General features: G+C 58.2%; 22 protein-coding genes and 1 pseudogene. 8 read left to right on the top strand and 15 right to left on the bottom strand.

The genetic code is table 11. The annotated features are described in order from the left end of the window. Positions 1-45 precede the first annotated feature (45 nt). Positions 46-963 carry an MBL fold metallo-hydrolase gene (locus AB4Z35_RS21095; RefSeq protein WP_442099188.1) on the top strand — a complete coding sequence of 306 codons (918 nt, stop codon included), beginning with the start codon at positions 46-48 and terminating at the stop codon, positions 961-963. A 175-nt stretch (positions 964-1,138) separates the two neighbouring features. Here AB4Z35_RS21095 and AB4Z35_RS21090 read toward each other — a convergent pair whose 3' ends face one another. Next, entirely contained in the window at positions 1,139-2,134 is a 996-nt protein-coding gene (locus AB4Z35_RS21090) for a LysR family transcriptional regulator (protein WP_442099187.1), read from the bottom strand. Positions 2,135-2,254: 120 nt separating this feature from the next. Between AB4Z35_RS21090 and AB4Z35_RS21085 the strand changes: the two genes are divergently transcribed. Next, positions 2,255-2,482, top strand: a complete 228-nt coding sequence (locus AB4Z35_RS21085) for a DUF2790 domain-containing protein (RefSeq protein WP_442099185.1) — start codon at positions 2,255-2,257, stop codon at positions 2,480-2,482. 141 nt (positions 2,483-2,623) lie between these two features. Here the strand turns inward: AB4Z35_RS21085 and AB4Z35_RS21080 are convergent, their stop codons facing one another. The 3 genes from AB4Z35_RS21080 to AB4Z35_RS21070 are packed head-to-tail and all read right to left on the bottom strand — an operon-like array spanning position 2,624 to position 6,518. Then, entirely contained in the window at positions 2,624-3,892 is a 1,269-nt protein-coding gene (locus tag AB4Z35_RS21080) for an OprD family porin (protein WP_442099183.1), read from the bottom strand. A gap of 51 nt (positions 3,893-3,943) precedes the next feature. Further along, complete coding sequence (locus AB4Z35_RS21075; RefSeq protein ID WP_442099182.1) at positions 3,944-5,155, bottom strand: benzoate/H(+) symporter BenE family transporter; 1,212 nt, start codon at positions 5,153-5,155, stop codon at positions 3,944-3,946. Positions 5,156-5,174: 19 nt separating this feature from the next. Continuing rightward, positions 5,175-6,518: an aromatic acid/H+ symport family MFS transporter gene (locus AB4Z35_RS21070; protein WP_442099180.1), complete on the bottom strand. Its 1,344-nt coding sequence runs from the start codon at positions 6,516-6,518 to the stop codon at positions 5,175-5,177. Between the two features lie 562 nt (positions 6,519-7,080). On the opposite strand from AB4Z35_RS21070, the gene AB4Z35_RS21065 reads away from it, so the two are divergent. Beyond that, a complete protein-coding gene (locus tag AB4Z35_RS21065; protein ID WP_442099179.1) occupies positions 7,081-7,443 on the top strand; it encodes a DoxX family protein in 363 nt (120 codons plus the stop codon). A 113-nt stretch (positions 7,444-7,556) separates the two neighbouring features. Here AB4Z35_RS21065 and AB4Z35_RS21060 read toward each other — a convergent pair. From AB4Z35_RS21060 to AB4Z35_RS21050, 3 genes and pseudogenes are all read right to left on the bottom strand, one after another. Then, a pseudogene (locus tag AB4Z35_RS21060) lies at positions 7,557-7,643 on the bottom strand (Lrp/AsnC family transcriptional regulator); the annotation flags it as partial. 292 nt (positions 7,644-7,935) lie between these two features. Further along, positions 7,936-8,187, bottom strand: coding sequence for a bacteriocin immunity protein (locus AB4Z35_RS21055; protein ID WP_442099177.1), 252 nt, complete (start codon positions 8,185-8,187; stop codon positions 7,936-7,938). Beyond that, positions 8,187-10,535 (bottom strand): S-type pyocin domain-containing protein, encoded by a 2,349-nt coding sequence (locus AB4Z35_RS21050; RefSeq protein WP_442099176.1) that lies wholly within the window; start codon positions 10,533-10,535, stop codon positions 8,187-8,189. The genes AB4Z35_RS21055 and AB4Z35_RS21050 overlap by 1 nt, the downstream gene beginning before the upstream one ends. A 1,152-nt stretch (positions 10,536-11,687) precedes the next feature. Here AB4Z35_RS21050 and AB4Z35_RS21045 point away from each other — a divergent pair. The 3 genes from AB4Z35_RS21045 (at position 11,688) to gfa (ending at position 14,334) form a co-directional block, all read left to right on the top strand. After that, positions 11,688-12,560 (top strand): GNAT family N-acetyltransferase, encoded by an 873-nt coding sequence (locus AB4Z35_RS21045; protein ID WP_442099175.1) that lies wholly within the window; start codon positions 11,688-11,690, stop codon positions 12,558-12,560. Beyond that, positions 12,560-13,453, top strand: a complete 894-nt coding sequence (gene puuE, locus AB4Z35_RS21040) for an allantoinase PuuE (protein ID WP_442099173.1) — start codon at positions 12,560-12,562, stop codon at positions 13,451-13,453. Before AB4Z35_RS21045 ends, puuE begins: the two co-directional genes overlap by 1 nt. Before the next feature lie 302 nt (positions 13,454-13,755). Further along, the gene (gene gfa, locus AB4Z35_RS21035; RefSeq protein WP_442099171.1) at positions 13,756-14,334 is read left to right on the top strand and encodes an S-(hydroxymethyl)glutathione synthase; all 579 of its coding nucleotides are present in this window, start codon (positions 13,756-13,758) and stop codon (positions 14,332-14,334) included. A 204-nt stretch (positions 14,335-14,538) separates the two neighbouring features. Here gfa and ctlX read toward each other — a convergent pair whose 3' ends face one another. From ctlX to AB4Z35_RS21005, 6 genes are all read right to left on the bottom strand, one after another. Next, on the bottom strand, positions 14,539-15,474 hold the full coding sequence (ctlX, locus tag AB4Z35_RS21030) for a citrulline utilization hydrolase CtlX (protein ID WP_442099169.1): 936 nt from the start codon (positions 15,472-15,474) through the stop codon (positions 14,539-14,541). Between the two features lie 251 nt (positions 15,475-15,725). Next, on the bottom strand, positions 15,726-16,205 hold the full coding sequence (locus AB4Z35_RS21025) for an Lrp/AsnC family transcriptional regulator (RefSeq protein ID WP_007974731.1): 480 nt from the start codon (positions 16,203-16,205) through the stop codon (positions 15,726-15,728). A 12-nt stretch (positions 16,206-16,217) separates the two neighbouring features. Beyond that, positions 16,218-16,979 carry an ABC transporter ATP-binding protein gene (locus tag AB4Z35_RS21020; RefSeq protein ID WP_007986657.1) on the bottom strand — a complete coding sequence of 254 codons (762 nt, stop codon included), beginning with the start codon at positions 16,977-16,979 and terminating at the stop codon, positions 16,218-16,220. Positions 16,980-17,035: 56 nt separating this feature from the next. Then, complete coding sequence (locus AB4Z35_RS21015) at positions 17,036-17,746, bottom strand: ABC transporter permease (RefSeq protein ID WP_007997303.1); 711 nt, start codon at positions 17,744-17,746, stop codon at positions 17,036-17,038. Beyond that, a complete protein-coding gene (locus AB4Z35_RS21010) occupies positions 17,743-18,468 on the bottom strand; it encodes an ABC transporter permease (protein WP_442099168.1) in 726 nt (241 codons plus the stop codon). The genes AB4Z35_RS21015 and AB4Z35_RS21010 overlap by 4 nt, the downstream gene beginning before the upstream one ends. 59 nt (positions 18,469-18,527) lie before the next feature. Then, a complete protein-coding gene (locus AB4Z35_RS21005; protein WP_442099166.1) occupies positions 18,528-19,307 on the bottom strand; it encodes a transporter substrate-binding domain-containing protein in 780 nt (259 codons plus the stop codon). A 635-nt stretch (positions 19,308-19,942) separates the two neighbouring features. Between AB4Z35_RS21005 and AB4Z35_RS21000 the strand changes: the two genes are divergently transcribed. Both AB4Z35_RS21000 and AB4Z35_RS20995 read left to right on the top strand, forming a co-directional pair. Next, positions 19,943-20,989 (top strand): ornithine cyclodeaminase, encoded by a 1,047-nt coding sequence (locus AB4Z35_RS21000; protein ID WP_442099164.1) that lies wholly within the window; start codon positions 19,943-19,945, stop codon positions 20,987-20,989. A gap of 200 nt (positions 20,990-21,189) precedes the next feature. Beyond that, positions 21,190-22,011, top strand: a complete 822-nt coding sequence (locus AB4Z35_RS20995; RefSeq protein ID WP_008002543.1) for a DeoR/GlpR family DNA-binding transcription regulator — start codon at positions 21,190-21,192, stop codon at positions 22,009-22,011. A 53-nt stretch (positions 22,012-22,064) separates the two neighbouring features. Here AB4Z35_RS20995 and otnI read toward each other — a convergent pair whose 3' ends face one another. Next, a complete protein-coding gene (otnI, locus tag AB4Z35_RS20990) occupies positions 22,065-22,847 on the bottom strand; it encodes a 2-oxo-tetronate isomerase (protein ID WP_442099162.1) in 783 nt (260 codons plus the stop codon). Between the two features lie 21 nt (positions 22,848-22,868). Next, positions 22,869-24,329, bottom strand: a complete 1,461-nt coding sequence (locus tag AB4Z35_RS20985) for a GntT/GntP/DsdX family permease (protein ID WP_442099161.1) — start codon at positions 24,327-24,329, stop codon at positions 22,869-22,871. Positions 24,330-24,358: the final 29 nt, after the last annotated feature.

The raw sequence follows: 24,358 nt of genomic DNA, 5'->3' as shown, positions 1-24,358 counted from the left end.
CGACATTCGCCTGATGTATTCGACCCAAGCAATAGGAGAACGACCATGACCATGCCTCTGAAATCCTTCCCCCAGCAGCAAGCGGATGCCGAGGAACTGGTTCCTTCGCGCTACGCACTGCGGCTCGGCGAGATCGATGTACTGGTGGTCAGCGATGGAGTGCTGCCGCTGCCGACCGAGACGATGTCCACTAACGCCGACCCGGCTGCCCGCGCGGCCTGGTTCAAGGACATGTACCTCGGGCCGGACATGTTCGACTGGGCACTGAACGTGCTGGTGGTACGCAGCGGCGAGCAGACCGTCCTGGTTGACGCCGGGCTGGGCGGCCAGTTCCCCGACTTTCCGCGAGCCGGGTTGTTCCCCAAGCGACTGGAAGCCGCAGGTATCGACCTCGCGTCCATCACCGACGTGGTGATCACCCACATGCACATGGACCATATCGGCGGGCTGCTCGTCGATAAGGTGAAGAACCGCCTGCGTCCCGACGTGCGCATCCACGTCACGGCCACCGAAGTCGACTTCTGGACAACCCCCGATTTCTCCCACACCTCGATGCCGCAACCAGTGCCGGACGTCCTGCGCAGAACCGCCAACCAGTTCATGGAGCAGTACCACAGCAAGCTGCACATCTTCGAGGACAAGCATGAAGTGGCACCGGGCGTGGTCGCCAAACTCACCGGCGGTCACACTCCCGGGCACTGCGTGGTCTACGTGACCTCCGGCGGCGAGCGCCTGACCTTTGCCGGTGACGCCCTGTTCCCGGTGGCCTTCGACCATCCTGACTGGCACAACGGCTTCGAGCACGATCCCGAGGAATCGGTTCGCGTTCGAGTCCGCCTGCTACAGGAGGCGGCGGCGAGCGGCGAGTTGTTCGTCGCCACTCACCTGCCCTTCCCTTCGGTCGGCCGAGTGGCGGTCGACGGTGACGCTTTCCGCTGGATTGCGGCCTTCTGGGATTATTGATCGCCTGTTGGTATCCGGCCTGCGCCTGGTCCGCCCTCCCGCATTCGCCGGAGAGCGGGCCAGGCGCAGGCCCGCTCAGAACTTTGGATGAGCATTCGCTGGAGGTCTGTTGTTCGCAGTCTACACGGACGCCAAAACGAAGGAGGCTTGCAACGAGGAGGAGTCCATTTACAGATCATTCATCCCGCTCTTCGATGGCAAGGCTACCCTCTGAAAATGTTGGTCTTTGTAGCTGGCCCACTCCCCAGTGCCGAACATCATTCGCTATGACCTCATGCCTGGAAAAAAGCCCGGGCAACTCGGCCTTGAGAAAGTCCACCCAGGTCCTCACCTTGGCATCCAGAAAACGCCTGGAAGGATAGAGTGCATAGACATTCCGCTCCCTGAGCCGGTGGTCGCCCAGCAAGCGCAGCAACGTGCCCTCACGCAGCGACCGGGTTGCGGTGTAGAACGGCAGCAGACTGATGCCCATCCCTGCCTCCGATGCACTGACCATCGCCTCGGCAACGTTGCTCTGGAAGGTCTTGCCGGGAACCACTGCGTGCTCACCCTGCTCGTCACGGAAGACCCACTCATCACCGTACAACGGGTCGACCATGCGCAGGCAGCAGTGTTCATGCAGTTGTTCGGGGTGGGTGGGCAGGCCCCGGCGCGCGATGTACGCAGGCGATGCGCAAGGCATGCTGAAGATGCGCCCTACCGCTTGGGCAACGAATTGTGAATCCGCCAATTCCTGGGCAATGGAAATGACCACATCGTGCCCGTCTTCAAGGGGATCGGGGTTGCGTTGCGACAAGGTCAACTCAACCACCACGTCCGGATAGAGCTCGCAGTAGCGGGCAATGAGTGGCGTCATAAGCACGCCCAGCCCGGTCAAACAGTGCAGACGCAACCGGCCAACGGGCTCCAGGTGAGCGCCACGCGCTTCTGCGGTGGCCTCGGCCATGTCGTCAAGTATTTGCCGTGCCCGCAACAGGAAGCGTTCACCGGCTTCGGTCAGGCTTAAACGGCGGGTGGTGCGCTGCAGCAGGCGTGCCTGCACGTGCTGCTCAAGATCAGCCACCAGCCGAGAGACTTGCGCCGTGGAAAAGTCCAGCGCCTGTGCAGCGGTGGTAAAGCTGCCTGCGTCGGCTACACGCACAAATACCCGCAGGCTGTTAAGCAAGTCCATGAACCCTCCGGCAGCAATGACTGTTGCATCCAGTGTAACGCTGCATCAAGTACAGCCCTCTTTAACCAAACCCATAGAAGAATAGAATTGACTCATCAAAACTCCACGGAGAAAAAAAGCATGAAGACCTTGTTGAGCGTACTGTTGGCCCTGACCACAACCGCCGTCATGGCCGCCGAAAGCAACCCGTCCACAACAACTCCAAACCTGGATATCGCGAAGGTCATCTTTGTATCCGATACCTCGACTGCATGCGAAGTCGTACCGGCGACCATGGTTTACATCGACCACCAAGGTCAAACCCACAAGTTGACCTACCAGGTGATGGGCAGTTGTTCGGGCGTTTAAGCGACCGGGAAGATTGCGCACCTCGTCTGCCACCACAGCAAAACCCCGGCCATGATCAGTGCATGCCGTTGCCGGCAGTGAGCAGCACAACTGCGCTGCCAGCTGCAAACAGGGCCAATCGCGCCCAGACTCTATTGCTACTCACAGCAACGTCCATGTGTAGCTCAGGATCAGTCGGTTCTCATCGATATCGGTGCGGTAATTGGAGCGCGCCATGGCATTGCGCACCCGGATGCCTAGCCCCGCGAAGGTGCCGCTTTGCACGACGTAACCGAGATCCAGGTCGCGCTCGCGGTCCTTGCCTTCAAAGCCTTTGCCGGTGTCGACGTTGTTGCCGGTGATGTAGCGCACGGTGCTGGTCAGGCCCGGCACGCCGAGGGCGGCGAAGTCGTAGTCGTAGCGCGCCTGCCAAGAGCGCTCGTCGGTGGAGGCGAACTCATAGGTCGGCACTTCGTTGCCCAGCGGCGAGATGTTGGCAAATACCCGAGGGAACGCGCTTTCACCGTAGATGCCCTGGTAGCCGATGTAGAAGGTATGGCCGCCGTGCTTGGCCGACAGCAGGGAGAAAAACGCCTGGTTGTCGATGTTGCCCAACAGTTTCTTGCCATCCTCCCTGGCGTCGAAATAGCCGAGATTGGCGCCCAGGGTCCAACTGCCCATGGGCTCGCTGTGTTTCAGGCCCAGGAAGCCTTGATGGTAGATGTCTTCCAGTTGCCCGTACCAGGCACTGACGCTGGTGCGCTTGCCGTTAAAGGCGTATTCGCCGCCGCCATAGTTGAAGGCGTCACTGCTGACCTGGCGCTGAGGCACGTAGCTGAGCATGGCCTGCATCTTCTCGTCGCCGGCCTCATTGCGCAGGTGAGTGGAACTCAAATGGCCACCTTGCAACGTCAGGCCGTTGATCTCGCCGGAGGTGATGCTCGCCCCCTGGTAACTGGGCGGCAGCAGGCGGATGTCACTGAAAACCAGCACCGGCAAGTTGGGTTGCAGCTCGCCGACGCGCAGTTCGGTCTTCGAGTAACGCAGCTTCAGCGTGCCTTCCAGGCGGCTGTAGTCATCGGCCGCGCGGCCATCGCTGTGCACCGGCAACAGGCCCGTGTTGACCCGGTCCGGGCTGCTGTCGAGCTTGAGCCCGAGCAGGCCGATGACATCGACGCCGACACCGATCGGCCCTTGGGTGTAACCGGACTTGGCATTAAGGATAAAGCCCTGGGCCCACTCCTCCGCCTTTGACTGCCGGTTAGCGCCGACAATGTCCGAATAGTCCCGGCTGAAGTAGTAATTGCGCGCCTGCAAGGTGGCGGTGGCATCCTCGATAAAACCGCCTTCGGCGGCCATCAGTTGGCTGGAACAACCCAAGGCGACAGCCATGGACAATAGCGTACGAGTTGCATGAATGGTTGGCTTCATTGGTGTGCTCTTATTGTTGTTATGAACGAGGTAAGGCGTGGCGAATGCGGATCAGCGCGCCACCTCCCGGGCGCTGCTGGATGGGGTAGCAAGGGTCGGCCGCCGCGCACTCGACAGCAGGTGCGCGGCCATGCCGAAAATCAGCCCCCAGAACGCGGCGGACAAGCCGAACAGCGACATGCCCGAGGCGGTAGTAAGGAACGTCACCAGCGCCGCTTCGCGGTCACTGGGCAGAGCCATGGCGTTGGCCAGGGCGCCAGCAATTGCAGCGAACAGGGCCAGGCCCGCCAGGGCGGCGATCAGCTCTTTGGGGAAGGCCGCGAACAACGACACCAGGGTCGCACCGAAGATGCCCAGTACCAGGTAACAGAGGCCGCCGACCACGCCGGCGACATAGCGTTTGCCCGGGTCTTCGTGGGCCTCGCGGCCAGTACAGATGGCGGCAGTGATCGCCGCCAGATTCAGGCCGTGGCAGCCAAACGGCGCCAACAACGCCGTGCCCAGCGCGCTGCAGGCGATAATCGGGCTGGCCGGTGTGGTGTAACCCGAGGCGCGCAATACCGCCATGCCCGGCACGAACTGCCCGGTCAGCGCCACCATCACCAGCGGCAAGGCGACGTTCAAGGTTGCACCAAGGCTGAACTGCGGGGTGATCCACACGGGCGTCGCCAGGCCGATCACCAACGCTTCACTGTGCAATTGGCCGGTGAACATGGCGATGGCACAGCCCACCACCAGTACCGCCATCACCGCGTAACGCGGCAGCAGCCGTTTGCACACCAGGTAGGTGGCGAACATTGCCAGCACCAACCCGGGCTTGCCTTGCAATGACACGAACAGGCCGGTGCCAAAACGGAACAGAATCCCCGCCAGCATTGCCGCCGCGATGGCCCCGGGCAGCTTGCTGATAACGCGGTCGAAGGCGCCCGAAATGCCGACCAGGAAGATAATCAAGCTGCTCAGCAGATAGGCGCCGACGGCCTCGTTCATCGAGATGCCCGGCAGCAACGCCACCAGCAGGGCCGAGCCAGGTGCCGACCAGGCAATGATGATCGGCACGCGGTAACGCAGGCTCAGGCCGATACCCAGCAGCGCACTGCCAATGGAGATTGCCCAGACCCAGGACGACAGCAGTTCGCGAGGCAGATGCGCGGTGTCCGCCGCCTGGAAAATGATCACCAGGGGCCCCGCATACGAGATCACCGTGGCAATAAAGCCTGCAACCGCAGCGGACAGCGAAAAGTCACGCATTAAGCCTTTCATCTAACAGCTCCTTGTAGACTCAGGCCTTGGCCGCAGACAGCGGCGCGGTAACGCTGGAGGCGTTTCGCTGGTTGCTGATGGCAAACAGGGTCATGGCGATCGCGGCCACCGCACCCGGCAGGGCGAACGCCATGAAGTTCAGTTGCAGCGGCAAACTGATCCCCAGCAACGCGCCGCCTAGCAACGGGCCGACAATGGCACCGTTACGGCCGATCCCCGACGCCCAGCCAAGCCCCGTGGAACGAATGGCCATGGAGTAGAACTGCGCAGCACAGGCGTACAGCAGGATTTGCGAACCGATGGTGGTGGCGCCGGCGATAGCGATCAGCAGGTACAACACAGGCGTCGGGCTCTTGAAGCCGAGCAAGGTGATCGACACCGCGGCAATGGCGAAGAACACCGCCAACACCCGCGGCAGGTTGAGCTTATCGCCCAATACACCACCGCCCACCGCACCGAAAATCGCGCCGAAGTTCAACACCAGCAGGAAGGACAGGCTTGAGCCCAGGCTATAACCGGCGTTGRCCATGAGTTTCGGCAGCCAGGAACTCAAGGCGTAGACCATCAAGAGGCAGCAGAAAAACGCCAGCCAGAGCATCAGCGTGCGCATGGCGCGGCCTTCGCGAAAAAGCTGCAGCACCGGGGTGCCAGTTCCCTTCACCTCAGTCATGTGCAGGGTGTCGCCGGCCTGTGCGACGTAGTGTGCGTCAACGCGCTGCAGTACGTTGCGCGCCTCCTCGGTGCGCCCCTGACGCAGCATGAAACCCACTGACTCCGGCAGGAAATACATGATCAACGGCAGCAGCAGTAACGGCAGCCCAGCCACGTAAAACACCGACTGCCAACCAAAGTCAGGAATAAGCACGATACCCAGGCCCGCCGAGAGCATGCCGCCCACCGAGTAACCGCTGAACATGATGGCGACCAGGGTGCTGCGAATTTTCTTCGGCGCGTATTCGTTCATCAGCGCCACCACGTTGGGCATTACCCCGCCGATGCCAAGGCCGGCAATGAACCGGCAGATGCCAAAGGTCGTGGGGCTCGTGGCAAAGCCATTGAGCACGGTGCAGCCGCTGAAGAGCATCACGCAAAGGGTGATGGTTTTCTTGCGCCCGATCTTGTCCGACAGCGGGCCGAAAAACAGCGCACCGAACATCATGCCAAATAGCGCATAACTGCCCAGCGCCCCGGCCTCCAGCGGGCTCAGCCCCCACTCTTTCATCAGCGTCGGCAAGACCACCCCGTAGATCACCAGGTCGTAGCCGTCGAAGATGATGATCAGGGCGCACCAGAACAATACCATCCAGTGAAAGCGGTTGAAGCGTGCGTTGTCGATAACCTCGTGTACATCGATTTTTCGCATGGCATGGGTCTCTTGTTGTTATTTTTTATTGTTCGTTTGGGCGTTTCAGCGTGCTGCTGTGGGCGGTGCAGGCAACGGTCCGCCGATGGCGGCCGCATTGTTGCGTGCCATGCACAGCACTGTTACGCAGGATGCAAATCAAGGGTATTGAGACCGCCACAGTGGCAATATCCGCTTTGCGCAGATCGCTATCCGTTTTGTGCAGAGGGGTGATCAGCATGGAAATGACGGGCGGTTCACGACGAGCTGTCGCTGCGTCAAAACAGCCTTCATCCCGAGGCTTCCGGCGCGCCCCAGAAACCATGCGCCATTCCATAACCTGGCGGATGCCGAAGATTTGCGGTGACAGACGTATCCCGCGCCTGAGGGGCGGAGACTTTGACGGCATGCGGACTTAACACTTGCAACTCCATATGCTGCCTGCCGACAGACTGAGACGCTTTTATTGCCCCTCCCCGTCCCGGAGCAGGCTGCCAATCAGCTGCTAGTGTTAAAAGTGCGCGCAAAGATTCAATACCAGACTTACTTGCGCATCCTCTCTCGCGTCCACAGGCGGAACGCAATGAGATACAACCTGTTTGAGAATCAGAGAAACGAGATCATCCTGCTCGCCCGCATCCTTCTAATGATCCTTTTCATCATTTCCGGCTGGGGCAAGCTGACCAACTTTGGCGGTACCGTTGCTTACATAAGCTCACTCGGCGCGCACATGCCCATGGGCGTTGCGGTCGTCATGGAGTTCTTTGTCGCTATAGCGATCGTCGTGGGTTTCTACACCCGCCCACTCGCATTTCTCTACGTCTTGTTCGTACTTGGTACAGCTCTGATCTGGCATCATTTTTGGACTATGGTTGACCCAGAGCACGCGGCCAACATGATCCAATATTTCAAGAACCTCAGTATAATGTGCGGCTTGCTGTTGTAGGGCATTACAGGGCCTGGAAAGTATTCGATTGATGGCAGATAGCAGCGTGTAGTTCCTATGGTCGCGCCAATGTTCAGCGCCACCAGAAATGCCAGGCTCGAGTTCAAGCCATACCCTGGAATGGCGATACGACTGGTAGTCTTGACCTCACGCAACGCAAGACTTGATTGGATAGACGCTATGCCGAGTTGTCGCCTCAGGTGCCCAGGTAACGAAGGCTGATCAATTGCAAGGCGTAGCCAAGACGATTGTGTTCGCCGCGTAGTGGCAGGCTCCTCTCGACTGGGGGAGTCAACGTAACAACCAAAACCATAGCGCTGCTCTTGGGCCAGAAAATCGACTGGCATAGATCAAAGCGCCTCGACGTAAAATAACTATATTGCGCTTATACACTCGTCGCTAACAGGGCTGCAAAAAAGCATTCAGGAACTCCAAAAATTGAAAAACTCAGCCACCGATGTTGACTCGATGGCTGAGCTTAATAGGGTCTTGTTAAACCGTTTTGAAGCCTGGTTTACCGTTAGCGGATCGCCACGCCTTTACCTCTGCAACGACTGCATCAGGACCACTTTTTCCAGGTTCAGGATAATACAATAGATCTGATCCAGCTGGATGCTCTGAAATATCCTCAAACTCTATAACAGCATTAGCGTGCTCTTCCTCGGAAGAGTATTCCGCATTATAAATTTTCTGAACAAACAAAAGAAACTCAGCCTCTGTTATTTCGCTTACTGGCTTGCTCATTATTTATTCTCCTGATGAGTTTCAATGTGACGCTTAGGCGTAATGACATTGATATTATCAATATTATAAACATCTCCACCTAGAGAAATATATTGCTTATGGTGTAATTCRTATTTTCTGCGACCCCCCACACGTTCAGCCTTTCTGACAAATGCCGAATATCCCTTTCTCATCGCGGCAAGACTACCAGGGTCAAATTGTTTTGCGAGTTCTGGATCATTTGCTACGGCCTTCCAAAATGCCTCTCGAAAGTCCCTAAAGTTCTTAAACTCCCTGCCCCGAAGCTGATCGGCAATCTGCGACGGAATGGCCCCCCCTTCACCTTGCGATGCAGTGTCGAGCCAGATGCCTGTCACCGGCTGGCCAGTACCCGTTGCAACCCCTGCATCCTCTCGCCGATCCCGGAACATCACATAGATCGGAGGTAAACCAGAGTCCGCCGGGAACACGGTGATGAAGTCATCAAAGCCAGCTTCTACAATCGCTGGGAAGTCGTCAATTCTCCCTTCAACCGGTGTCACCGTCGCTCCAGTGTAGACCGGTGGAACGGGCTGTTCGGCAGGAGAGGTGGTCGAACTATTCCCTGGATTGACAATAGGTGTCCAGGTCAGGGTCCTGGGAAGTACATCCCCAGTCGTCACACTGTAGACGTTCTGTTCGGCGTTATAGGTAGCAGCCAACACCCTGACTTTCGAAGGAACCGTCACGCCATCAGTCTTGACGACAATGACTTCTGACTGCCCATCTGCTGCTGATTTCGAACTGATCCGTACAGGCAAATCAACGGTGCCACTAGCGGCGGCAATCGCTGGCAAGTCCTGTCCATGCTCCGGAGCAAGATCCAATAAGGGGGTGCTAAAAGCATAATGCTGAGGCAACTCTCCATTAGCCAGCTTGGGCGAATAGACCAAAGCAGACACGCCGACCAAAAGACCTGAGGCTGTGCCAGCTGCCAAACTGGTCAATGCGGCAATTGCAGATCGGATAGCCGCTTGTAGGGTCACTGCCGCCGCTTCAATGACGGCTATGGTTCCGGCAGAGGTCATAACAACCGGGACAACAGACGAAGCTGGGCCAGGAGCAGGGAACGTATTGGCGATCCGAATCGTCTCTGCTGCTACACGGGCCTGCTCATCAGCGACACGTTTGGCCTCAGCCTCTGCTGCTAGACGAGCTTGTTCAATGGCTTCAGCAGCTACTCGTTGAGCCTCTGCTTTGGCGGCATTGAGTATTGGCAGTCTTCCTTGCAAACTATTAAACTCGTCGTTCATTACGTCGGCGGCATAAGCAGCTTGGATTGCCTGCATTTCCTGTGCGAAGGCCATCTCGGGATCAAGCTGTTTATCTCGGGACCGCTCAAGAAAGTTTTTAAGGTCACTGTTTTTAAAGTCTACCCCAGGATAATTGGCCAGCACGGCGTTATACGATTTTTGCTGTTCGTACTCTTGATTCAATACCTGCGTCACCGATTCGATGGCTTTGTTGATCCAATCGAGAGGAGTACCATCCGGAGGCGCCTGGCTCGCGGCGACTGCGTCGAGTTTTGCTTGTACGTTTCCTTCAACATTAGCCTTGTTGAGATTGTACTGTTTAACGATAGGGTCTTTTCCAGTATTGTAGCGATTCGCCCAGTAAGCGAGAGCCTCTAATTCCTTCTTTTGTTCTTTAGCCGCAAGATGTGCTGGCTCTTGGGCCTGAGCCTCAGCAATTGATGCTTTTAACGTAGCCACCTGTCCATTTAGAAGTTGTATTTCGGCCTCAAGAAGCTTTGCAGCGTAAGCAGCCTTATATGAAACTTCCATATTTTGTTGCAACTCAAGAAGACCTACACCTTCCAAGGCAATTCGACGATACCCTTCATTCACATAATCTTTTGCACTTCTCCCAATGGGATTGGTGCCATAATATGCATTTGCTGTAACTACCTGAGTCTGAAGCTCAGCAGCTTTACGTTCAATCAAAGTATTTTGAGCAGCTATATCTCGATTCAACCCTTCAACGAGGGATGAATCTTGAGCTCCTGCCTCAGCTCGCACAGCAGCTACTTGCTGATCAATCGCTGCTGGTAGCGTAGCAGATTTAGCTTCATAGTCACGTTGAGCGCCATTATTGGCTTGTTGTATTGCACTCGCTGCGTTTTGCCCTAGACGATCAATTATTCGTTCAGAGTCATAAATTTCTCCAACATCTCCATAACGAGATGGATCAACTCCACCGCTTCCCCATGTGCCGCTGTTAAACCCATTGCCACTGACATCAAACCCACCCCCAAAGTTGTCGAATCCTGAAGGAGGCTGCGCTCCTACATAAGTAGTCGGTAGTTTTATCTGATCATCTGACTTCGACATATATCTTTCCTTGACTTTGTCCTTTCCGTACCACCATCATCATTTGGCGTGCGCTACGGCTTCTGTATAGGCAATTGCCTGTTTATGGTGAGACATCCCTCCCATGACACTGTATGCGGATGACTTCCAAAAAATACTGTGCATCCATACATTGCTATTGGCAAACAGAAAAGTGTATCTATACATATTCGGACAAGGAGCAGTGATTCCAATTTGCCGTCACTCGATTGAATCAGGAGAGCACGAATGATGTAGTCTTCATTCAGCTCGGAAAACCTTTGTTTATCGAACTAAGCACCGGAACGTTAACCTGCCGGAGTTAATGTTCAAATAACCGACATGATTAATCAAGGTTCAATTATTTCAAACCAAGATGAGTAAACTGTACTTTTGATGTAAATTGGTTACGCACGAGTGAGTACTCGGGATCAAAAAGCTGACCTCCAGATTGATGCCTAAAAAACGCCCTCGAAGGGGCCTTTTGTACTCAAAACAAGATCACTTGGTTAGCCAAGACTCGACGGTCGCGGAGCCGTAAGTCACTGAGATGAGCATCGATAGCGGAACGGAGAATACCGGGCTGAACACCAATCACTGAAAAAGTGAGCTTGGTGTCCGATGTTGATCTCAACAGTTCAGAAATCACCACTCTATGCAAGGTGCATGTCTAGTCCTGAAGATAAGTCAGGAGTTGTAAGCTGGCGCGCAATCCATACAAATGGAAAATTTGACGAAGGCTGGGATGTGCCCAACTCAGGCTCAACCATCTCCAGCATCGCGATACCKGTCAGAAACTCGACCTGTTCGGGCGCAAGGCGAGCCACCAGGGTGTCCACGAATAGCGCTCTATATCACCCGAACAGCTCGACAGCTCCGCCACCGCCGTGCGCAGGTCGGTGCCCTTCTCTATTGCCGAAATCGCCAATTGCAAACCCGGCGGCCAACCTTCGGCGGAAACCGGACACGTGTTGAACGGCCATCCGTATTGCCGGGTGATCCATCCAGACCTGGTCGTGCGCAAGTTCAATGGCGACGAATATGTTCTGCAGGTGACGGGACGAGCTGGATCAATACTCGGGTTGAAGCTATACCGAAAGGGTTCAGAGTGGGGATGGACCACACGCTCGATTAGCGACTGAGGAGAACTTCGCGGTGTCGAATCAGCTGGTCATACGCAACATGACCCGTGCCGAACTGGACGAGCTCGTCGGTTGGGCTGCCCGTGAGGGTTGGAATCCCGGCCTTCACGATGCCGAGCTGTTCTGGGCTACGGACCCTGCCGCCTTCATCGCGGCGTCCCGGGGCGGCGAGTTGATCGGCGGCGGTGCCATTACCTCCTACAATGGCGAATTCGGTTTCATGGGCTTTTTCATCGTCCGGCCTGAATATCGCGGTCAAGGTCTGGGCAATACCCTCTGGCACGCACGCCGCGAGCGACTCATCGCCCGCCTGCGCCCAGGCGCGAGCATCGGCATGGACGGCGTCTTCGCGATGCAGGACTACTACGCCAAGGGTGGTTTCGCTTTCTCCCATCGCAACCTGCGTTTTCGTGCCGAGATCACCGAACGCCCGGCGACCTCGCAGGTAGACGACCTGGACATCGTCCCGTTGGCCACCTTCCCGTTCGATCAGGTTGTCGATTACGACCGCACCTGCTTCCCCGCCCCGCGCGCAACCTTCCTGAGCGGGTGGATAACCCAAGCCGATGCACTCGCCGTGGGTTGCCGGCGCGAGGGCAGGCTAAGCGGCTATGGCGTAGCAAGGCGTTGCCTGGAAGGCTACAAGATCGGCCCCTTGTTCGCCGATGACGCCCTGGCAGCCAATGCCCTCTACGCGCGCCTGGCGGAATTTGCGCAAGGTGGCCCGCTGTTTCTCGATGCCCCGGAGAATAACCCCGCCGCCATGGCGCTCGTGCACCAACAGGGCATGATTGAGGTTTTTGGCTGCGCACGCATGTACCTCGGCCCTCCTCCGGCGATCGCGCACGAACGTGTGTTCGGCGTCACGACTTTCGAGCTCGGCTGATGTCCGCTCGCGACCTCATCGGTTATGGCGGCTGCCCACCCCACCCGCAATGGCCCGGTGAGGCGCGCGTCGCGCTCCAGTTCGTACTCAACATCGAAGAGGGTGCGGAATCATGCATCCTCAATGGCGATGCACAGTCGGAGGCCTGGCTTCACGAGCTGCCGGGCCGCCCGCCGCGTGTGGGGGAACCGGACTTAAGCGTCGAGGGCATGTACGAATACGGATCGCGCGCAGGGGTGTGGCGCATTCTGCAGCTGTTCAGCGCCCGGGGCCTGCCGCTGACCGCCTTCGCCGTCGGCCGGGCACTGGAACTCACCCCGGCGATTGGCCATGCGCTCTGCGCTGCCGGGCATGAGATTGCCGGGCATGGCTACCGTTGGCTGGACTATCGCGACATGCCTGAAGACCAGGAGCGGCGCCATATCCGCCTCACCCTCGACGTGATCCAGCAGATCTGCGGTAAACGCCCCGTAGGCTGGTACACAGGAAGGGTCAGCCAGAACACCCGCCGCCTGTTGCGTGAGGAAGGCGGGTTTCTCTATAGCTCAGACGCCTACAACGATGATCTGCCCTATTGGCTCCCGGGCTCGCCCGCCCACCTGGTGATCCCTTACACGCTGGTCAACAACGACGCCCGCTATCTGCTGCCGAACGGTTTCGCCTGCGGTGAAGACTTCTTCCGGCTGCTCAAGGATGCTTTCGACCTGCTGTGGCAAGAGGGCGCGCAACACCCGAAGATGATGAGCGTCGGCCTGCATGGGCGGATCAGTGGCCATCCTGGTCGAGCGATGGCGCTGGCACGCTTTCTCGATTACGTGCAAGGCCACGACGCGGTGTGGATCTGCCGGCGCGAAGAGATTGCCAGGCACTGGATAGCCCGATTCCCCGCCTGATTGGCAAGGGGTCCGGAACGGTCTGAGCCACGCAGGCGTATCAACATTCGGCACACTCGCCCGTGCACTGGCCCGAGCCGTGCTCGAGGCGTCATCGCAGACTATTCTTGATCTGGGTAACCGACCGGTCGCACCGAAGGAGGTCACTCGTTTATGCACTGTGTCCTTTTCGAAATCCGCCGCGGTTCGATCTGATGCATGAATGCCAATCGATCCGCGCCGTCATCGAGTTCCGATGAACTACCGGTCTGGGGCACGGCCCCAGGCACTTTTGTCTGACACCCTGAAACGGAGACGCCAGCATGAGCACCTTGCAACTTCACCCTGCACTGGACAATGGTATTCAACCCGCCGCCGCGAATTTCGCAGGTGGCACCCTGCAATGCCTGTGTGCGACCGACAAGGTCGAGGTCAGGATCGACGCACAAACTCTGCATAACCACGCGTGCGGCTGCAGCAAATGCTGGAAACCACAAAACGCGACATTCGCCGTCATCGCCGTGGTGCCTCGAGATAAGGTCAGCGTCATTGCCCACGGCGAAAAGCTGGCGATTGTCGACGAATCCGCCACCATCCAGCGCCACGCCTGCAAGCAGTGTCACGCCCATCTCTTTGGGCGCATCGAGAACAAGAACCATGCGTTTTATGGCCTGGACTTCGTCCACACCGAGCTTTCGCCACAGAGCGGATGGGCTGCGCCGGGATTCGCGGCGTTCGTGTCCTCGATCATCGAAACAGGCACACCGCCAGCGCAAATGAAGGCTATCCGCGAGCGCCTGCGCTCGATCGGCCTGGAACCCTATGACTGCCTGTCCCCGGACTTGATGGACGCACTGGCGACTCATGTCGCCAAACAGAAAGGCCTGCTCCCCGCCGCCTGATTGACCGGTCGCCGCGGTTTCTTTTCCGGACCGCGGCTCCGATTCACCTTTGATGATGTGCGCCCCACATAATTAACTGGGGCTGTGGTCATTAAGACAACGGGTAATGGTTGGCAGATAACCGATGCAGGTATCCGAAAGTATCAGCAACGCGATCACTTCCATGGAAAAGGCACTGACCGCGTCGGTGGTACAAGGCTGCGGTCAGTTCTGTACCAACGTGGACGAATGCCTGGGCAGGAACACTTCGGCCAGCATGCAGCGAGCGCTACCGCCACCGATGCGCTCGATGGTGTCGATGTTCACTGGCAACGGCGTGGTGTGAGTTTCGATCAAGCGACGCTGGTCGGCGTCCAGTGATTGCCAGGCGGTGCGCGACATCACCAGCAGCGGTTCGCCCGCTGCGTTGTGCACTTGCAGCATGTTGCCGGCAAAGGACTCCAGCTGCGCCCAGTTCAAGGCGATGACCTGTTTGCCGCTGGTTTCGAGTCGCTCAAGCAGCGCCGCACGCTCGCCCGGCTGAGGCACGGATGCCAGGCAAACCACCGCCAGGCGGGTGCCGACACTCATCATGACGTTAGTGTGATAAATCGGCACGCCTTGGCGGTCCACCGCGTTGAACGCACACAGCTCATAGCCCAGATGACTGACCAGCTGATCCAGTGCCCGGGCGTGGGTGCGGGTCGAGTACCCTGCGTAGCAGATCCGCCGTTGCCGATCCAGGACCATGCTGCCGGTGCCCTCCAGGAAAACCTCCTGCTCTTCGAGGCTGGACAGGTCCAGCACCTGCTCGACCCGGTATTCGCCCAGCAACCCGTCGAGTACCCCTTTGTCCCGTTCCAGACGCCGGTTGTGGCCCTGCATCGGATACAGCACCAGGGTGCCATCCGGGTGGCTGCTCCACCAGTTGTTGGGGAAGATCGAGTCCGGGGTATGCGGCGCTTCACGATCGTTATGCACCAGGACTTCGACGCCGTGCTGGCGCAACGCGGCGACATAGCCATCGAACTCGGCAAGGGCCTTGAGTTGAACGTCTTCCGCAACGGTTGCCGGACGCTGGAAGCGGTTGTTCGCCGCCGTGTCCTGATTGAAGGAGAAACGTGTCGGGCGAATCATTAAAACCGTATTGGTGGTTTGCATGGGCACAGACTCAATGAGGGTCGAGAGAGGCTCATTGTCTGTTTCGAGGCGGAAAAAACCCGGTTGATAACGGCTTTTTCGGTGATTAAAACGGCTGAAGATTCTGACCCCTTCAGCCGATTCGGCAAGGACCACAAACCAAATGTGGGAGCGGGCTTGCTCCGGGCGGCGTTCCGACGAAAACGTTGTATCAGTCAACATTGATGCTGGATGACACACCGCCTTCGCGAGCAAGCCCGCTCCCACAGTGCCTATTCCATCGTGGTCTTGACCATCGCCAGTTCCGGGTGGCTGACCAGTTTGTCGATGTGCAAATCCGGGTCGTCAAACCAGACTTCGGTCAACACCCGGTAATGCTCCATGTCACGACAGCGCATGCGCAGGCTGTAGTCGAATGCGCCACTGATCAGGCGACATTCCAGCACCTGGGGGCAGGCACGGACCTTGGCCTCGAAGGCCTTTTGCGCCGCGCGTCCGCTCTGGTTCGACAACGCTACCAACACGAGCAACGACAAGCCCGGCGTCAACTTCTTCTCGTCGAGAATCGCGCCATAGCCGCGAATGACCCCAAGCTGTTCCAGCTTGCGTACCCGTTCCAGACACGGCCTGGGGGTCAGGTGTACGCGCTCGGAAAGCTTTTGATAAGTGATGCGCCCTTCGTGGCGCAACACTTCAATGATTGCCTGATCGATACGATCAAGCACGATCGACAGATCGCGGATATCCGCCATGTACGCCTTGCCTCACTTCAAACGACCCGATAGAAATTGCTGCAAACGTTCACTGTTTGGCCGGTCGAGTATCGTAGCATCACCCTGCTCCTCGACCCGCCCCTGATGCAAGAACAACACCTGGCTGGAGACCTGCCGGGCAAACCCCATTTCGTGGGTCACCATCAACATGGTCCGGCCTTCTTCGGCCAGCGCCTGAATCACCTTCAGGACTTCACCCACCAGTTCCGGGTCGAGCGCCGAGGTTGGCTCGTCGAACAACAGGATTTCCGGTTCCACCGCCAGGGCACGGGCAATCGCCACCCGTTGTTGCTGCCCGCCCGACAGAAACGCCGGGTACTGATCGGCCACCCGTTGCGGCAAGCCGACTTTGTCCAGATACGCCCGTGCGCTTTCTTCAGCAGCCTTGCGACTCATGCCCAGGACCCGACATGGCGCCAGCACGATGTTCTCCAGCACGGTCAGGTGACTCCACAGATTGAAATGCTGGAACACCATCGCCAGTCGCGTACGCAAACGCTGCAACTGCTTTGGATTGGCAACTCGCATGCCGCCAACGCCCTGACGGGTGAGAACTCGCTCGCCATCCAGAGCAATGGCGCCTTCGTCCGCCCGTTCCAGAAAGTTGATGCAGCGCAGCATGGTGCTTTTGCCCGAACCGCTGGCACCGATCATGCTCACCACGTCCCCTGCCCTCGCGTTTAACGAGACGCCCTTGAGCACTTCATTGTCACCAAAACGTTTATACAGATTTTCAACCGTGAGTTTGTACATGCGAATACTCCTGGAGCGGCACACTTATCGGCGCCACTCTGGATAAAGAATGGAAGTCAGTGGGCCGGGCCCAGGAAGCTCAGCCAGCGTTTCTCAGCCAGGCGGAACGCACCGACCAGCCCGAACGACAGCAGGAGGTACAGCAGACCGGCAATACCGAAGGCCTGAAAGGTCATGAAGGTCGCGGCGTTGGCGTCCCTGGCGATTTTCAGGATGTCCGGAATCGTTGCGGTGAACGCCACCGAAGTCGCGTGCAACATCAGGATCACTTCGTTGCTGTAGTACGGCAGCGCGCGGCGCAGCGCCGAAGGCAGAATCAGTTGCAGATACAGGCGCCAGCCACTGAGGCCATAGGCATGGGCCGCTTCGATTTCACCGTAGGGAATGCTGCGGATCGCTCCGGCGAAAATTTCCACGGTGTAGGCGCAGGTGTTGAGGGTGAACGCCAGCAAGGTGCAATTCATGGCATCGCGGAAAAACGCTTCGAGCAATGGCTGTGAACGGACCACGGCAATGCCGTAGATCCCGCTGTAGCAAATCAGCAACTGGATATACAACGGCGTGCCGCGAAAAATGTAGGTAAACAGCTGAACCGGCCAACGCAAAACACCCCAGCGCGAGACGCGCAAGATCGCCAGGGGCAATGACAGAAAAAACCCCATGGCAATGCTCGCCACCAGCAGCCACAGGGTCATGGCCAACCCGGTGAGGGTCTCGCCGTCGCTGAACAGAAAGGGTTTCCAGTATTCGGCAATCAACTCGATCATCGCGCCATCCCCCGTACACCCTGGTTGTAGCGCCGTTCCAGCACGCGCAAAACGTAGTTCGAAGCACTGGTGATCAGCAGGTAAAGCGCTGCCGCCAGCAACAGGAAATCAAGCATGTTGAACGTGCTTTTGCCGGCCTCTTGCGCGACTTTGACCAGGTCCGACAAACCGATGATCGATACCAGCGCCGTGGCCTTGAGCAGCACCAGCCAGTTGTTGCCAAGGCTCGGCAAGGCGAAACGCATCATTTGCGGGAACACCACGAAACGAAAGCGCTGCCAGCGGTTCAGGCCAAAGCACGCGGCGGCTTCCTGTTGACCGCGCGGCACACTGAGAATCGCTCCACGAAAGGTTTCGGTGAAATACGCCCCGTAGATAAAACCAAGGGTGACGATGCCGGCCACGAATGGGTCGATTTCCATGTAGGGCCAGCCCATGGCCTCGGTCAGGGCGCTGAGCCAGCCTTGCAGGCTGTAGAAAATCAGCAGCATCAATACCAGGTCGGGCACGCCACGGATCAGCGTCGTGTAAAAGGTCGCCGGGAGACTCAACAGCTTCAGCGGCGACAGCTTGGCCGCCGCGCCGAGCAGCCCCAGCGCCATGCTCACCAAAAGCGCGAGCGCCGACAGTTTGAGGGTGACCCAGGTGCCGTGCAGCAACAAAGGGCCATAGCCTTGCAGGGCCGAAAGATCGAGCCCCGGAATATTCAGGAAGGAGTTCACGCCAGTCACCTGTCTTGATGCGCCCCGGTCGCTGCAACACAGCAACCGGGGCACGAGGATCAGTTGTTGTAGAGGTCCAGATCACCGAAGTGTTTCTGCTGGATCTGCGCGTAGATGCCCTTGTCGTGCAGGGCCTTGATGGCGGCATTGAGCATGCCTTTGAGCTCTTCGTTGTCCTTGCGCACACCAATGGCGATCTCTGACGGCACCAACGGGTCACTGATGCCTTCGCTGTTTTGGAATTCAGCCCCTTGTGGCGAGGTCAGGAAGCTCATCTGCGCTTGCAGCTTGTCCTGGATCGACGCATCGAGACGGCCAAATACCAGGTCGGCATAGACCTGATCCTGATTCTGATAGGCCCGCAGTTTCACCCCGCCCGACGCCAGTTTGGCCTTGGCGTAGGTTTCCTGAATCGTGCCCTGCATGTAACCGATGGTTTTGCCGCGCAGCGACTCGGCGGTAGGCAGCAGTCCGGAGTCTTTGCGGGTAACGATGGCGGTCGGTCCGGCGTACAGGCGATCGGTAAAGTCGATCTGTCTTTTACGCGCGTCGGTAACGGTCATCGAAGATTCGATGGCATCGAACTTGCCGGCCTTGAGCCCCGGAATCAGCCCGTCGAAGTCATTGCTGACCCACACGCAGGTGAGCTTCAGCTCGGCACATATTGCATTGCCCAGATCCACGCCGAAGCCCTGAACCCCGCCATCGGCCGTGGTGGATTCAAAAGGTGGATAGCTTGGGTTGACGCCAAATCGCAGCTCCTTCCATTCCTTGGCACTGGCACCCGTGGTGCAGCAGAGCAACGCGAGTGCCGGCAAAGTCAGCCATTTGATGTTCATCTTCTAGAGTCCCGGATTATTTTGATTTATCGCGATCCGGCGCCTGCGTCGGACCACATTTTTTTTGACAGGGGCAGAGAGTCGATGCGGTCTTCACCGCAGCCGTTTTTGTTGTTGTTTTCAACTGGAAGCAGCCAGTCGTCGGAGTTGCACTCCATCTCAAGCAGCGATCAACAAGCGCTTGAAACGGACCGCCAGAATGCCAATTGCCGGGATGGTGCTGGTGTCGTATCCCTACGCTCAAACAGCGTGCCTGTGCTGAACGACGGACTTTTACAGCCGATTCTGTCGTATGCCGTAAGTCACTGTTTCTCCACTTAAAGGGAGCGGCACAGGAAGTGTGATTGTCTTTGAGGCCTTCTTCTTCATCTGCATTACGATGCGTCGTGAAGCACATCGCGCTTGAGCCGTGCGAGCGAGGTACGACTGGTAAATGTCACTCGGCCGATTCCGCTGTGCGCCCTCTGTTTTTCGACTTCTCTCGCTGTATCCAGGGTCAGTATTGGCCGAAATCTTCTCGCCATTGCCTCGACAATAGGTCCGTTGCAAACACATGGACCGCCTCCTGAGTCTCAGCCGCCAAAGCGCAAGGTCGTCCAGACTGGCACACAAAAAAAAGCCCAAAGGAACCCAATATGACCCGTTACATTGACGTCAATGATCTGAGCCGTCTCGTCCAGGAAAAAGGCTTGCCTCGGTGCCTGACCGAAATGGCCGAGTACATCCGTCAAGACTACGTACGCTGGCCGGATTTCGAAAAATGCGCGCGCCTGGCGAACCACTCGCCGGAGGGTGTCATCGAGCTGATGCCCGTGTCTGATGCCTCGCTCTACGCCTTCAAATATGTCAACGGACATCCGAAGAACACCCACAATGGCATGCTGACGGTCATGGCGTTTGGTGCACTGGGTGACGTCGATACCGGCAAGCCTGTTTTACTGAGTGAAATGACGCTGACTACCGCCATTCGCACCGCTGCCACTTCTGCACTCGCCGCCCGCTACCTCGCCCGGCCGGACAGTCGCCGAATGGCACTCATCGGCAACGGCTCACAGAGCGAATTCCAGGCCCTGGCATTTCATACCTTGCTGGGCATTACTGAAATCAGCCTCTACGACATCGATCCTGCCGCGACGGCGAAGCTGGTAGCCAACCTGCGGGCCTACCCCGCCATACAGGTGACTGTCGCCAATAGCGTCGCGCAAGCCGTACGTGGCGCCGATATCGTGACCACGGTCACGGCCGACAAGGCCTACGCAACGATTTTAACGCCTGAGATGATCGAGCCCGGGATGCACCTCAACGCAGTGGGCGGCGATTGCCCCGGCAAGACCGAATTGCACCGGGATATCGTGGAACGTGCGCGAGTCATGGTTGAGTACGAGCCTCAAAGCCGAATTGAAGGGGAAATTCAGCAGATGCCCGCCGACTCTCCGGTTATCGAATTCTGGAAAGTCATCACTGGTCAAACCCCTGGTCGCCAGCATGCCGAGGAAGTCACCTTGTTCGACTCGGTCGGCTTCGCCATCGAGGACTACTCCGCCTTGCGCTATGTGCTGGATGTTGCAAGAACGCTCAACATTGGCAGCGACATCCAGCTGGTGCCAGAGCTGCAAGATCCCAAGAACCTGTTCTCGCTGCTACAGCCTTCAGCAAACGACGATGTAAGGCTTCGAGCTTAATACCACTCGTACTTCAAAGTGTTCACCTGGCGGCCCCTTCGGCTGCCAGGCGGAACCCTGAACACTTGATCTGAAGCGCCCGCTGCAATTTACGCAGGGACATGGACTCGACGCCTCATCACGCTACTGATCCGGCTGCAGATTCGCTACTATGTTTGCCCGCCCTCCTTGTCTGCGGATTTCTTCATTCTGGAGCCCGAATGCCTAGTCAAAAGGACATCGCCGCCGACAGCGGCGCACCGATGATTCCTGAACAGCGCCGTGAATTGATGCTGCGACAGTTGCGCAAGCATCAGGTGCTGAGCGTTCATCAGTTGATGGAAATGTTCGACTGTTCGCACATGACCATACGCCGCGACATCGCGTTGCTGGAGCAGGAGGGTCGTGCTTACTCGGTAACGGGTGGGGTGCGGATCGCCAGCCAGCTGCACAGTGAGCCCAGCCATCAAATCAAGGCCGTGGTCGAGTTGCCGCAGAAGCAGGCCATGGCCAGGCTCGCCGCCCGGCTACTGCATGCCGACATGACGATTTACCTGGACGCGGGAACCAGCACGCTGGAAATCGTCCCCTACATCAAGGCGCTGTCCGGCATGACCGTGGTGACTAATGACTTCGGCATTGTCCAGGCACTGATTGAAGCCCCCCATGTCACGGTGATTCACACCGGCGGGCAGCTGGATCACTCCAATCAATCGTGTGTGGGCGGCCTGGCGGTGGCCACCTTGCGTCAGGTGGTCACCGATATCGCGTTCATATCGACCAGTTCATGGGATTTGCGTCGCGGCCTCACCACGCCTTCGGCGCTGAAGGTTGAGGTCAAGCAAGCCGCGATGCAATCGGCTTCGCAGGTGGTGCTGGTGGCCAGCAGTTCGAAATACGGCACCTTCAGTATGTACAAGATTGCCGGGCTCGAGCAGTTCGACATTATCCTCAGCGATGACGCGTTGACCCCTGCGGCGGCCGATGGCATCCGCAAGCAAGGTGTCGAACTGTTGCTGCCGGCTGACAATACACCGGCCTGAAACGACGGGCTCCTAGCCTGAGTTGCAGGAGCGAGCTCGCTCCTACAAATTTCTTAACGCGCCTTCCAGTCCCGCAGCCACTGCAAGCCGGCAGACGTGTTGCCTCGTGGCCGGTATTCGCACCCTACCCAACCGTCATAACCCAACTGGTCGATCAGCTCGAACAGATAGGGATAGTTGACTTCCCCCAGGTCCGGTTCATGCCGGTCAGGCACGCCGGCGATCTGGATATGGCCGATACCCTCGAAGTCCCGACGCAGTTTGGTCGCCAGATCGCCCTCGACGATTTGGCAGTGGTAGCAGTCGAACTGCACCTTCAGGTTACTGGCGCCCACTTCCTTGCAGATGGCCTGGGCCTGATCCTGGCGGTTGAGGAAAAAGCCTGGCATGTCTCGGGTATTGATCGGTTCGAGCAATACTGTGATGCCTGCCTTGGCCGCCCGGGCAGCGGCGTAGGCCAGGTTCTCCAGATACACGCCGTGATGCCGTGGGCGATCGCTTTCCGACGGCAGCAGCCCGGCCATTACATGGATGCGTGAATTGCCCAATACGCTGGCGTATTCCAGGGCACGATCAAACCCGCTACGAAATTCACTCTCCCGACCCGGCAACGACACGGTGCCCCGCTCGCCCTTCGCCCAATCGCCGGGCGGCGCGTTGAACAGTGCCTGCACCAGGCCATTGTCGCTCAAGCGTTGCTTGAGTTCTTCAGCGCTGTAGTCGTAGGGGAACAGATACTCCACCGCTTCGAAACCGTCGGCAGCCGCGGCGGCGAAGCGATCCAGAAACTCATGTTCCGGGTAAAGCATGCTGAGATTGGCAGCGAAACGAGGCATGGTAGCTCCTGAGATAAAGGGTTAGACAAAGGGCCAGATCAGCAGGGTAATACAGAAACCCAGGGTGCCGAGCAAAGTGGTCAGCACCGTCCAGGTGCGCAGGCCATCGGCCACGTTCAGCCCGGACAGTTTGGTGAAGATCCAGTAACCGGCATCATTGATGTGGGACATAGCCAACCCGCCACCGCCCATGGCCAGGCATAGCAGGGCCATGTGGTTCGGGGTGAGATTGAGGGTCGCAATCAGCGGGCTGATGATGCCGGCAGTGGTCACCAGCGCCACCGTGGTCGAACCCTGCACCGCGCGCAACAGCATGGTCAGCAGAAAGCCCAGGGCCAGTACCGGCAGACCGGTGGTGCGCAGCATGTCGGAGACCACGGCACCGATTCCGGTGTCCACCAGCACCTTGCCGAACACACCGCCGGCACCGGCAATCAGGATCACCATGGCCACACCGGGCAAGGCCGAACCGATCACGTCAGACACTTGAGTGCGGCTCCAGCCCCGACGCGAACCCAGCAGCCAGGCGCACAGCAAGGTATCGATCAGCAACGCCACCAGCGGCGCGCCGAGTACGGTCATGACGCCGCGCAGGGTCGAATCGGCTGGCAGCAACGAAGTGGATAGCGTCCCCAGCAGAATCAGAATGATCGGCAACACAATCAGGCCGACGATCAGACCAAAACCCGGTGGTGGAGCCGGCGGCAACTTCGAGACGATGCTGCTGGTGGCCTCTTCCAGGCCCATGTGCGACACGGCCACAGCCGCTTGCTCAGGGCTCTTGTCGTTACCATTGGACCAGGCGGCCAGATCCTCGTTGGTGACATGCGGGCCATAGACCTCGGCACGAATATCGTCTGTCATCGGATACGCCCGACGGGTCATGCGCCCGGCCACGCGGTAGCCGACATAGCAAAGCAGCGCGGTGATCGGCAAACCGAACATCAGCACGCGGCCCAGGTCCGCGCCCAATTGACTGGCAGCAGCCACCGCACCCGGGTGTGGCGGCAGGAAGGCGTGTACGGTCAACAAGGCAGCACACATTGGCAACGCGAACACCAACAGCGGCTTACGCGCACTGCGGGCAACACCATAGGCCAGCGGCATCAGGATGATCACGCCGACCTCGAAGAACACCGGTACCCCGACCATGAAGCCGGCAATCGTCAACGCCAGGGGTGTACGCCGGTTACCGAAACGGGTGATCAGGGTCTTGGCCAGCGCCTCGGCACCACCTGAGAGTTCGATGATCCGCCCGATCATCGCGCCCAGGGCAATGATGATCGCGATATGGCCCAAGGTCTTGCCCATGCCGCCTTCAATGGTGGCGACCAGATCGGCCGGCTTCACGCCGGCCACCAGCGCCACCAGAATGCTCACCAGCATCAAGGCCACGAAGGGCTGGAATTTGTACTTGAGCACCAGGAACAACAACAGCGCGATGCCCACCCCGGCGGTCRTCATCAGGATTAACGGGCTCATTTCACAAACCCTCCACGCCGGGTAAATGA

This window comes from Pseudomonas sp. KB_15 (assembly GCF_052114525.1).
Taxonomy (GTDB): domain Bacteria; phylum Pseudomonadota; class Gammaproteobacteria; order Pseudomonadales; family Pseudomonadaceae; genus Aquipseudomonas.
This window is presented reverse-complemented; position numbering and strand designations above follow the sequence as displayed.

Bases quoted from the DNA above. Each gene is read 5' to 3' on its own strand.
- AB4Z35_RS21085 (WP_442099185.1), top strand. From the start codon at position 2,255: ATGAAGACCTTGTTGAGCGTACTGTTGGCCCTGACCACAACCGCCGTC.
- otnI (WP_442099162.1), bottom strand. From the start codon at position 22,847: ATGCCTCGTTTCGCTGCCAATCTCAGCATGCTTTACCCGGAACATGAG.
- AB4Z35_RS21090 (WP_442099187.1), bottom strand. From the start codon at position 2,134: ATGGACTTGCTTAACAGCCTGCGGGTATTTGTGCGTGTAGCCGACGCA.
- AB4Z35_RS21020 (WP_007986657.1), bottom strand. From the start codon at position 16,979: ATGTACAAACTCACGGTTGAAAATCTGTATAAACGTTTTGGTGACAAT.
- AB4Z35_RS21075 (WP_442099182.1), bottom strand. From the start codon at position 5,155: ATGAAAGGCTTAATGCGTGACTTTTCGCTGTCCGCTGCGGTTGCAGGC.
- AB4Z35_RS20995 (WP_008002543.1), top strand. From the start codon at position 21,190: ATGCCTAGTCAAAAGGACATCGCCGCCGACAGCGGCGCACCGATGATT.
- AB4Z35_RS21015 (WP_007997303.1), bottom strand. From the start codon at position 17,746: ATGATCGAGTTGATTGCCGAATACTGGAAACCCTTTCTGTTCAGCGAC.
- AB4Z35_RS21065 (WP_442099179.1), top strand. From the start codon at position 7,081: ATGAGATACAACCTGTTTGAGAATCAGAGAAACGAGATCATCCTGCTC.
- AB4Z35_RS21080 (WP_442099183.1), bottom strand. From the start codon at position 3,892: ATGAAGCCAACCATTCATGCAACTCGTACGCTATTGTCCATGGCTGTC.
- AB4Z35_RS21025 (WP_007974731.1), bottom strand. From the start codon at position 16,205: ATGGCGGATATCCGCGATCTGTCGATCGTGCTTGATCGTATCGATCAG.
- AB4Z35_RS21005 (WP_442099166.1), bottom strand. From the start codon at position 19,307: ATGAACATCAAATGGCTGACTTTGCCGGCACTCGCGTTGCTCTGCTGC.
- AB4Z35_RS21055 (WP_442099177.1), bottom strand. From the start codon at position 8,187: ATGAGCAAGCCAGTAAGCGAAATAACAGAGGCTGAGTTTCTTTTGTTT.
- AB4Z35_RS21000 (WP_442099164.1), top strand. From the start codon at position 19,943: ATGACCCGTTACATTGACGTCAATGATCTGAGCCGTCTCGTCCAGGAA.
- puuE (WP_442099173.1), top strand. From the start codon at position 12,560: ATGTCCGCTCGCGACCTCATCGGTTATGGCGGCTGCCCACCCCACCCG.
- ctlX (WP_442099169.1), bottom strand. From the start codon at position 15,474: ATGCAAACCACCAATACGGTTTTAATGATTCGCCCGACACGTTTCTCC.
- gfa (WP_442099171.1), top strand. From the start codon at position 13,756: ATGAGCACCTTGCAACTTCACCCTGCACTGGACAATGGTATTCAACCC.
- AB4Z35_RS21095 (WP_442099188.1), top strand. From the start codon at position 46: ATGACCATGCCTCTGAAATCCTTCCCCCAGCAGCAAGCGGATGCCGAG.